Below are 9,945 nucleotides of genomic sequence, written 5' to 3' on the forward strand. Positions count from 1 at the left end.
GGTTATGACATTACGAATATAAAAATCAAGGACGAAACAGTTGTACCTCCTCAGGACAATACAGATACGAAGGATGGAACAGTTGTACCTCCACAAGAAAATACAAAGGACAATTCAGAAGTTCCACCTACTAAAGAAAGTGATAAGACTTCATTATTACTGCCTAAAACAGGAGGAACGCCAACAGAAATTATTTCAATTGGTGGAGGTATTTTGTTGTTAGTTTCTGGGATACTTTTATTCGTTCGTCGACGAGTTCAATAATTAGAGTATTTATTGTAAAGTAACTTGGGTGGTAGGATAGCCATCAAGTTAATGAAAACTCTTGAAACCTGAGTACTTAAAGGATAGTTCCGGTATTTTACCGGAACTATCTTTTTTAATATGGATGTTTTTGCCCATCCCCCCGAAAAGGGGGATTAAGCATAGTTAATTAAAAAATGATATGTCGTGTCAAAAAGTACACTTTATGACATAGCTAAAAATATAGATTTTTTCGTTTCGAAAATACAACTTAACCATATTTGAAACATGTCAATATAATTGTTGTCACCGCCAAGGTGAATTTTATACTTTCTGCTAAGTTCCCTTTTACACTTTAGATTGCGCATATCCCACTTGACATGGAGCCTCTACAGGAATGATAAACAGCCTTGAAGCCTTGGTATTAAAAGAACCAGGACTGTTACTGCAAGGCTATCATACCTGCTTCTCCAAATAAAGTGGGCGACAAATGTGGCTAAAAGTGTAAAGTTTATATTAGCGAAAACTGTAAAATTTATTCTGGCGTTTACAATTGTATATATTTTGAAACGTTTATTTTTAAAGGTAACCAAAAGTCCTTATGTATAAGGACTTTTTTACAATGTTTTTTGTTATTCCCCCTTTTCGAGGGGGTGGGCAAAAATACCCAATAATATGTATTGGATATTAAGTAAACACGTCCTATAAAACAGAATCATTTATTTTTACCAGATTGTTAGTGTACAAATACAAGAGAATCGAGATCGTTTGTTGGGCTAGATTAAAGAAACGCCACATCTATATGGTTGAGATGTGTTACGCCTTCTAATCGGAGAATCTACTTTATAGAACGTGTCCACAAGTCATATTTTACTACATGTAATATTTATTAAGTGTATTTTTTCTAATTATGTATAATTGCATAAAGTTTATGAGAAAAAGAGAGTATACTTTGGTATTGTGTAATAAAGATAAAGCCCACCTACGGAAATAGGTGGGCTTTTTAATGTATAAAAAAAAGGGTTCTGGTGCAAAAAATCTATAAAACTTGGACATACTGATATTACTACTCTAGAAAAGGTGTGTGATGAGTATGAAAAAGGAAATTTTTTTCAAATGGAAGCATTATCAGCCTGATATTATTTTGTTAACGGTAAGATGGTACCTACGGTATAACCTCAGTTTTCATGATTTGGTGGAAATGATGAAGGAACGGGGCTTATCTATTTCTCATACCACGATTATGCGTTGGGTTCATCAGTATGGTCCTGAATTGGACAAACGAATTCGTCGTCACCTCAAGCAAACCAATGACTCTTGGAGAGTCGATGAAACATATATCAAAGTTAAAGGGCAATGGATGTACCTGTACCGTGCTGTTGATTCGAAAGGAAACACAATCGATTTTTATCTAAGCAAAACAAGAGACCAAAAGGCTGCAAAACGCTTTTTCAAGAAAGCTTTGCGGTCTTTTCATGTTTCAAAGCCACGTGTTATAACAGTCGATAAGAATCCGGCTTATCCTATAGCAATTGAACAGTTGAAAAAAGAAAAAAGCATACCTGATGGTATGCAACTTAGACAACAAAAGTACTTGAATAATATAGTAGAACAAGATCATCGTTTTATTAAGAAACGCGTGCGTTCTATGTTGGGATTCAAGTCATTTAAAACGGCAACTTCTATATTGAGAGGTGTTGAAGCCATGCATATGATGAAAAAAGGACAAACCTCTCAAGGGGGGAAGTCTGTCCAAAATCAAGTGAACCTCATTCATCAACTATTCGGTATTCCAGTATAAAAGCGGATTCCGTTAGGAATCTCTTCACTTCTTTATATCTTCAAAAAATGTTTGCACCAGAACCCTATTTTTCTCTAGAGGGGGTAGAATTGAAGCAGTTAAACTGAACATCACTGAAGTATTTAATAATTCAGAAGATTTATCAGCCGTATCAAGATTTCTAACTGGGTATGCAGATTTTGTATTAGTTGGTGATGATTTAGAATTCGGAGTATGCATTGAGACTACAGAATATCATTACGAATTTAGTATGTGGGGATTAACGAAAATCTAAATTATGAAAATAGACAAAGCCACCTTTTTGATAGGTGGTTTTGTCTACTATTTCACATATACATTGGCTTCATTTATAGTTACATAGTATGTTTTGCCTTTGCTATTGTGCACTTTGTATTGTGGTAATCCGTTAACACTTACCTTTGCATCAATTGTAAATCTTAATCCTGTATCTACAGTACCAGCAACATCTTTATCCTGCGCAGATGGCGCAAGCACTACTAAAAATATTAATTATATTCACATTAATTTAATGCACTCTTTAATACATATTTCATACTGTAAAAATAAAAAGTTGTGTGCGATTAAGTTAATTATTTTTTTCTTTTGAATGAATAGAAAAAATGTGAACGGAGAAGTTAGAATGACACTTGTTGAATATGGAAAAAATACTACATGATTTGTCTAGTATACAATCTAATATAATACGCAAATAATTTAAATACACTATAAATCGGAGGTGTATTTTTCTTGGGTCAAGAAAAGATTATTGAAGAAAGAAACACTTTAATTGGTCGTTTAATTACTTTAACTGGGTCTGTATTTTTTTGATTGGATCATTAGTTGCGGTAATTATTGCTTTTAATTCATATCAAAAATCACTTGCTAGTCAATAAATGTTTCACCTACAAATTTAACATTAAGGGGAATCAAATGAATATATTTCCGCACAGAATCCATTTTCCTTATCTAAGTTACCATCCTGTATATGGTCATTTTCCAGTTTCATATGTCTATCATATAAAACCCATATATATCCATTTACTCCCCAAAAAACCTACTTCTTATCAACCTTTTATACACAATTCATATAATGGCAATGGCATATATACAACCCCCTTTTATAAACATTTCAACCATATAGTAACAGCGAAAATGTGGGAAAATTAAAAAACTAGAAATACATTTCCTAACTGCATTTTGTTTATCAACGAATTACTAAAGTGGAATTCAAAACAGGCCCCCTGTGTATAGGAGTCTGTTTTAATTCACTTTATCTTTACATATGTTTGACTTGCAGTGATATAGTATGTTGCACCTCGGCTATTCGTGTAATAGTAGGGAAAGGTAGGTTGCTGGAAACCCGCTGATATAAAGGTATCCACAATCACTTACTTATACTCAGTTTACATAACCATTCTTATCAGAAGTTGTGGAAATTAGAGGAGAGTCAGTCTCAAAATGAAAAGAATTCTTATCTTATTGAGACAGTTAAAAGAATTTCAAAGCTATATATTTAATTCTGTATTAGAATTAAATTGGGCTCAACTTCTACATAAAACAAGAGTAATAAAGAACATTTTTGACGTAAAAAGCAATAAAAAAACCATCTCTTTCGATATTATAAACACCTTAGTTTCGAATATAATACAGTTGATTTACCCCTAAGGGATTAACTTAGCTGTTTTGTCTTAAATTTAACTAAATGTGAGTTGTTATGTTGTTTGCACTCTAATAGTAAACGTACAATAAACAAAGATATGTAAAAGCGGGCAGATCTGGAACCAAAAAATTTTACTTACTGATGAAAAGTGAATAATGAATTCTGTTGGATGAACATAAAAGAATTGAAAGAAGGGAGAAAAAATAAACCCTCAGCAACTTCGCACGAAATACCAATTTTACGCAGAATAATACGATTATATAAAAATCAAATACAGTATCTAGGGATTTCAAGCCCAAGTGCATGAATCTTAGTATATTGGTATACGCTATATAATTGATATTTTATATAAGAATAATCAAATGCTGAATTACTCATAAACAATTTTTATAGTGAATTACATTTTAATTTATAAGAGCTTTTCTTGTGTTGATCTAACTAACTCCTGATTAACCTTGATTAAATTAACCAATTCACATTTTATAACGACTTTTAAACTGTGTTCATGTATTCATTTTGTTAGAATTTATATTTGAAAATCGTTTTATTTTATATACATATATAATTTTTATCGCCAAATATGAATTTATCACTTGGTTATCTATAACTTTTATTAGAATAATTACACTTTCCCATTCAATTTCGAGTGAATTTTAGTATTACATAATTTAATTATGTAAATAAGTTCGTGTAAAAATTGAATTTAACGCGAACTTGTGTTCGTATCTTTTTTCTGTTATAGTATATATGAGGTGATTTTTATGGATTACAGCAAGCAACGTCAAAAATCCGTACATCGTAAAAAATTATACGAGAATCTAAATGAAATGCCCTTTTACATAGAAGAATTTGTGGAGTACAAAGAATTGCATGATGCCTCTCCCTCCACCCTACTGAATTATGTATATGATTTTAGAGTCTTCTTTAATTGGCTATTATCCGAACAAATTATTGATTTTAAGCCCATTAAAGACATATCCTTCTCTGATTTGGAGAATTTAAAGAAAAAAGATGTTGAGAACTTTATGAGGTTTCTAAAACTGCAACAAAACATGCAGAATTCCTCTGTTAACAGAAAAATTTCAGCCTTAAAGTCTTTATTTAAGTACCTTACCGCCCTATCAGAGAATGATGATGGAGAATGTTATTTCTATAGAAATGTAATGGCTAAGATTGAAATACATAAAGATAAAGAAACATTAAATGCTCGTGCAAAACGTATGAGATCTAAGATATTTCATAATGATGACGATCAAGAATTTTTGAATTATGTGAAGTACGAACATGAAAAATCTTTAACAAAACATCAGTTGTTCTATTTCCTAAGAGATAAAGATCGTGATGTAGCTATCCTTTCCCTTTTTCTTGGTAGTGGTATTCGTGTAAGTGAATTGGCCGATCTTCGTATGGACGATATAAACTTAAAAGAAAGATTAATTGATGTAATCCGAAAAGGAAACAAGGAAGATTCTGTATGGATTACACCAATTGCATTGAACGACCTTGAAAAGTATATGGAAATTAGAGATAACAAATATGCTCCAGGAAAAGAATTAAAAAATGTGTTTTTATCGAAGTATAAACATACTGCACAGTCTCTTTCGGTTAGAGCTATCCAAGATATAGTAGAAAAATATACTAAGGCCTATGGCAAAAAAATGTCTCCTCATAAATTAAGACACACATTGGCAAATAAATTATATATGGAAGAAAAAGACTCGTTACAAGTCATGCAGCAACTTGGGCATACTAGTCAAGATACGGCCTTATTATACACACAGCTTGGAGAAACAACAATTAAGGATAGCTTAGGAAGAATAGGAAAGAATAAGTGATATAAAGTTCAGCAATACAAAATTGCTGAACTTTTATTATTTTACTTGATAAAGCGGATTTAAAATCTATTTATTATTCATTTCATCTCGAATTTTATTATGTAAAAAATACATAGTTTAAGTTCTACTTTAATTAGAATTTAAACTCTCTCTTGATAGGGTATTTTAAATTCCTACAATTGTTGTTTACATTAAATACATTTTTAACGAACAGGTGAATCCATGCAAGGCTATTTTCTAAGTTTTTCAATTGCATTTTTAATAGGAATGGAAGTCACTTGGTTTAGGTTGACCTGGTCTAATTTTGTAAATCCTTTTCCAAATTCAAGCATATTGATGGCAAAATTCATTTCAATACTTGAAGGTATACGATTATTATTTATAATACTTATAATTAAATCTTGAACTGACCATTGATCTATAGCTGCAGCTATATACCACATTTCTTCTAAACAAACTTTTTGACATTGGGGGTAGTCGCTAGAAGCTGTATACATTCGATGAAGGAATGAGCCAAACGAATTAATTGCTACAAATGGCCAATGTGTCATTCCGTAACATTCTCTTAATTTTTTTGCAAATAATTCGATAAAGTCAATAATTTCATGCTTTATATCAATAATATAGGTTTGAATCGTATCTATTGTATTAAGTCGGGTCACTATAGGGTCAATAAAGTCATAAAATAAATGGGTATTAACTTGTGCTTTCATGACAACCTCGTGAAACTCTTTCCATGTTGCAGTTTTATTGCTTTGTAAAAACTCTGCAACGGTATAATCAATAGAAGTAGTAAGGGTATTATAAAATTCTTTATACTTATAGTATTCCGTTTCAAATGCAGCAGCATCAATATATCTATTTTCAGGTGATTCTAATGTAGCAGTACCTATTAAAGAAGCGTACATTTCGCTATTTCTAGAACTTCTTGGATTTTTACCAGTTAGTATGAAATATAATAACTTTCCTAATGAATAAACATCACTACTTTTGGTTGCCGCACTTAGCTTATCTTGTTGTTCTGGGGCAACGTAATTAATATTTCCATAACCTTGAACCGATGAATATCCTTGCTTAGTGAGATTTTCATAGTCTTTTCCTAGACCAAAATCACTAACCACTACTTTGTCATCAAATATTAGAACGTTGTTAGGTGATAAATCCCTATGTAATACCTCTAATGAGTGAGCGAATACCATTGCTGATAAAATCTGTTCAAATATATTTAATCGGTCATTCAAATCAAGTTTATTATTATTTTTTTCAATGTAATCCTTAAGGTGTAAAGTGGCACAAGGCATCAGATAGTAATATTGATTTCTACTTTCATCAAATTTGTGATCTACTAGAGGTACTATGTGATCATGGCCTTCTAGTCGTTTTAGTATTTCGATTTCACGTCGAAATCTATTTTTATAAACTATATTTTCATGAAACTCCTCTTTTAATCTTTTTAAAGCATATTGTTCTCCAGTAGATTCACATTCATATTTATCAACATGTGCAAAAAATCCATGTCCAACATTTTTAACGTAATTAAGTTCACTTAATTTTGAGTCATTATTATTGCTTAAATCATCAATTGTTCCTTCTTGAAGTAGCCAATCAACTTCACCATTATTATAAACACCTATATAACCAATTTTCTGTTCCTCTATAAAACGATTAATTTCTTCGTCGGGGAAAAATTCGAACATTGATGCAAAACTATTCATTAGATATGGAAAACCCTTATTCATTATTTTTCTTAGTAATCTAGCTATCTCATCTAATAGATAAGTGTATGGTCCATTATCAGAGGGGGAACTCTCAGCAATTGCTGCTAGTCGTAGTTGAAGTATCCATGTGTCATGGGCAATTTCCTCTGGATCCAATTTCATTAGTTGGCTATGAATAAAGCCATTTAAATCACGTCTAAAGTATATGCTTTTAGCTTGATCCATTGAATAAATCTCGTGAGTGTATTCTTTGAATTTTGGATGCTGTTCTAAAAATGACACTTTGTATCACTCCTTACCTGGTAATTTTTGATAATGTGGATATTATAACATAAAAATATACCATGAAGTGTTCGTTAAATGTGAATTTAACGTAAAGATGAAATTCATAGTTTAAGTTTATTTTGTGCCCTCCTCTGCTGTAAAAAGACATGAAAATGGATACTTTTGTTACTATTGTAGAATTAAATTTTATTTTAGCTCCACGTTTAATTAGGTTTTGCTGAGAACTAAAAAAGAGAGCAAGGCTCTCTTTTTTAGTTACTATTTAAATTTGTTTCAAATTCAGCTAAAGTACTTGAAGCAGTACTAAATTTTTGCTCAGAAAGTTGTCTAGATTTTTTGGCTTCCTTCATTCTGTCTTCCATTGGAGCTACACCACGTATACCTTGCAATATAGCATTTGCTGCATTTTCTCTATAATTTGCCGCAAGACCAAATTCTTCTCTAAATTTATTCATTTTTTCTTTTAGAACAGGATCGTTTATTTTATCAGAAGCATTAAAGTTGATATTCTCTTTTGACAGTTCTCTGTAATTAGTCGATACAAGCTCCATATGTTTTTGTAAAGTACTTTGGTCTACAGTTGCCGGAGTTTCCCCCTCTTTGTTAAAAACTGACTTCACTTCTTGATTCCATATATCATTAAACTCTTTAATCATGGAGTCAATTTTAGGCTTAATTTCATTTTTGTATGTAATAGCATCCGTATTTGAAGAAGATTGAGGCTGTTCTTGTTTAGCTGTAGTCCCTCCATAATGTTGATCTATATTGAATCGAATTTTATATTTTTGTGTCTTCGCAATTGTTATTTCAGGACTTTGTTTATTTATTTCAAAAGTAAAATCAACCCATTGTATAGATTCTAAATCTTTTGTCCCGTAATTATTAAATACAATTTTATTATCCTGTGTATCATCTATTTTTTTAGTAGGATTTAAAAATTTTTGTTTAATAGCTGTGGATGGTTCAAATAGTTCACCCTGATCAGTAGTAGCACGCATCTTATCAAAGCTAAAAGAAAAAGTAGAATTTGTTGTATTTTCAATGCTAAATGCAATTCGGAGAGAACCCACATCTTTTCCATTTGAAGTACTTTCTTTATTAGTTAAAGATAGTTGGTTCATAGATACTTTAAGCCCATCAAAGTTATCTTCGAATTTCGCATTATCATAAATTATGAAATGCTCATTATTTGTACCATTAGGACTATATTTATAGGGGCCTGCATTAATAGTTGTATTTATTTCTTTTATCGGTACATCCTCTTTTTTCTGTTTATCGTTTGATTTTTTGGTGCTCTCTTGCTTTGATTTTTCCGCTGTGCTAGCTGTATCATTAGATACACACGCTGTCATCCCCATAAATAAAGTACTACATGTTAAAGCTGCTAATAATTTCTTATTCAAAATTCATTTCCTCCAAATATTCAAATGTAATATTTATCAATTATAACAAATTCAGTTGCCTGCTTTTGCTATTTTTAAAAAGTATCCACTTTGGTGTCTCCGTTTAAAAAAGTACCTATTTTCTTGTTTCGATATGTGGACAAGAAAGTTTATACTAAATTTTTATAGGTTTACAGAAATAAAACTAATTATTCTTGTGTGAGAGTAATTGGTTTCTTATAGAAAAATATATTTAGGATTAATTAACCATAAGAAAATGAATTTTATGTAATTGCTTACTATATACAAAAAGAACCGGGCAATTTATGCCTAGTTCTTTTTGAGTTAGATATGATATCTCGGTTAAAAAAGTGTCCATTTTTAGTGGTTTTCAGTTATTAAGCGCTTTAATTTTTATAACCTTCATACTCATTATCTGTATTTACAGACTATTTATATATTTGAGGTTTGAGCTCATTAAATTTAGTCTCTATTTCTTCTTTTTCTTTTTGTTCATCTTTTGGTGTATCCGTGAAACGTACGGAAATATTCCTTGTACCAATAATCTTATGAGCATCTGGTAGAAGTTTTTCCGTTTTCGCTTTATTTTCTAAACTCCGTTTATTCCCATTTATATCATTATTAAGGAAACTAAGAAAATAAATTTTTTCATGTTCTTTATCTTTACTGGTAGGATATGAATATGAACAAACCAATCTATCTTTAAAATGTATACTAGCCGTTGTTGGAATAGCTTTATGCAGAGTCTTGAAAAAATCTATTGGTTTAAAAGGACCGTTTTTTGTATAATCAATTTCTAGGAACTTACAAAGTTTTTTGTATAAAATATCTTCCGGACCTACTAATGGTAATTTAAATGACTTATACTTCCCTTGAACTTCGTATTTTAATGGTAATTCCAAGAAATCTCTAGTTCCTCTTTTAAATAAGCCCAATGTGTATACTTTATTTGCAGTTTCATCATACTTTTTCTTATTATTTATATCTTCATAATCATATT

The 9,945-nt window shown here is 30.9% G+C and carries 6 protein-coding genes and 2 pseudogenes; 4 read left to right on the plus strand and 4 right to left on the minus strand.

The annotated features are described in order from the left end of the window. From V7038_RS17530 to V7038_RS17540, 3 genes and pseudogenes are all read left to right on the plus strand, one after another. A partial coding sequence (locus tag V7038_RS17530) for an LPXTG cell wall anchor domain-containing protein (RefSeq protein WP_283747434.1) occupies window positions 1-264 on the plus strand: 264 nt, incomplete at its 5' end. A gap of 1,072 nt (window positions 265-1,336) precedes the next feature. Next, on the plus strand, window positions 1,337-2,044 hold the full coding sequence (locus V7038_RS17535) for an IS6 family transposase (protein WP_335471110.1): 708 nt from the start codon (window positions 1,337-1,339) through the stop codon (window positions 2,042-2,044). A 64-nt stretch (window positions 2,045-2,108) separates the two neighbouring features. Beyond that, window positions 2,109-2,318, plus strand: a pseudogene (locus tag V7038_RS17540) (YxiF family protein); the annotation flags it as partial. 47 nt (window positions 2,319-2,365) lie between these two features. Here V7038_RS17540 and V7038_RS17545 read toward each other — a convergent pair. Beyond that, window positions 2,366-2,533: pseudogene (locus V7038_RS17545) on the minus strand (N-acetylmuramoyl-L-alanine amidase); the annotation flags it as partial. 1,932 nt (window positions 2,534-4,465) lie between these two features. Here V7038_RS17545 and xerS point away from each other — a divergent pair. After that, window positions 4,466-5,539, plus strand: coding sequence for a tyrosine recombinase XerS (gene xerS / locus V7038_RS17550; RefSeq protein WP_335471112.1), 1,074 nt, complete (start codon window positions 4,466-4,468; stop codon window positions 5,537-5,539). 230 nt (window positions 5,540-5,769) lie between these two features. On the opposite strand, the gene V7038_RS17555 is transcribed toward xerS, so the two are convergent. The 3 genes from V7038_RS17555 to V7038_RS17565 all read right to left on the minus strand — a co-directional run. Next, window positions 5,770-7,539, minus strand: coding sequence for a serine/threonine-protein kinase (locus V7038_RS17555; protein ID WP_335471115.1), 1,770 nt, complete (start codon window positions 7,537-7,539; stop codon window positions 5,770-5,772). Window positions 7,540-7,793: 254 nt separating this feature from the next. Beyond that, window positions 7,794-8,945, minus strand: a complete 1,152-nt coding sequence (locus V7038_RS17560) for a ribonuclease (RefSeq protein ID WP_335471117.1) — start codon at window positions 8,943-8,945, stop codon at window positions 7,794-7,796. A gap of 428 nt (window positions 8,946-9,373) precedes the next feature. Then, a partial coding sequence (locus tag V7038_RS17565) for a DUF6037 family protein (RefSeq protein WP_335471119.1) occupies window positions 9,374-9,945 on the minus strand: 572 nt, incomplete at its 5' end.

The organism is Bacillus sp. JJ783, assembly GCF_036963225.1.
Classification (GTDB): Bacteria; Bacillota; Bacilli; order Bacillales; family Bacillaceae_G; genus Bacillus_A; species Bacillus_A cereus_U.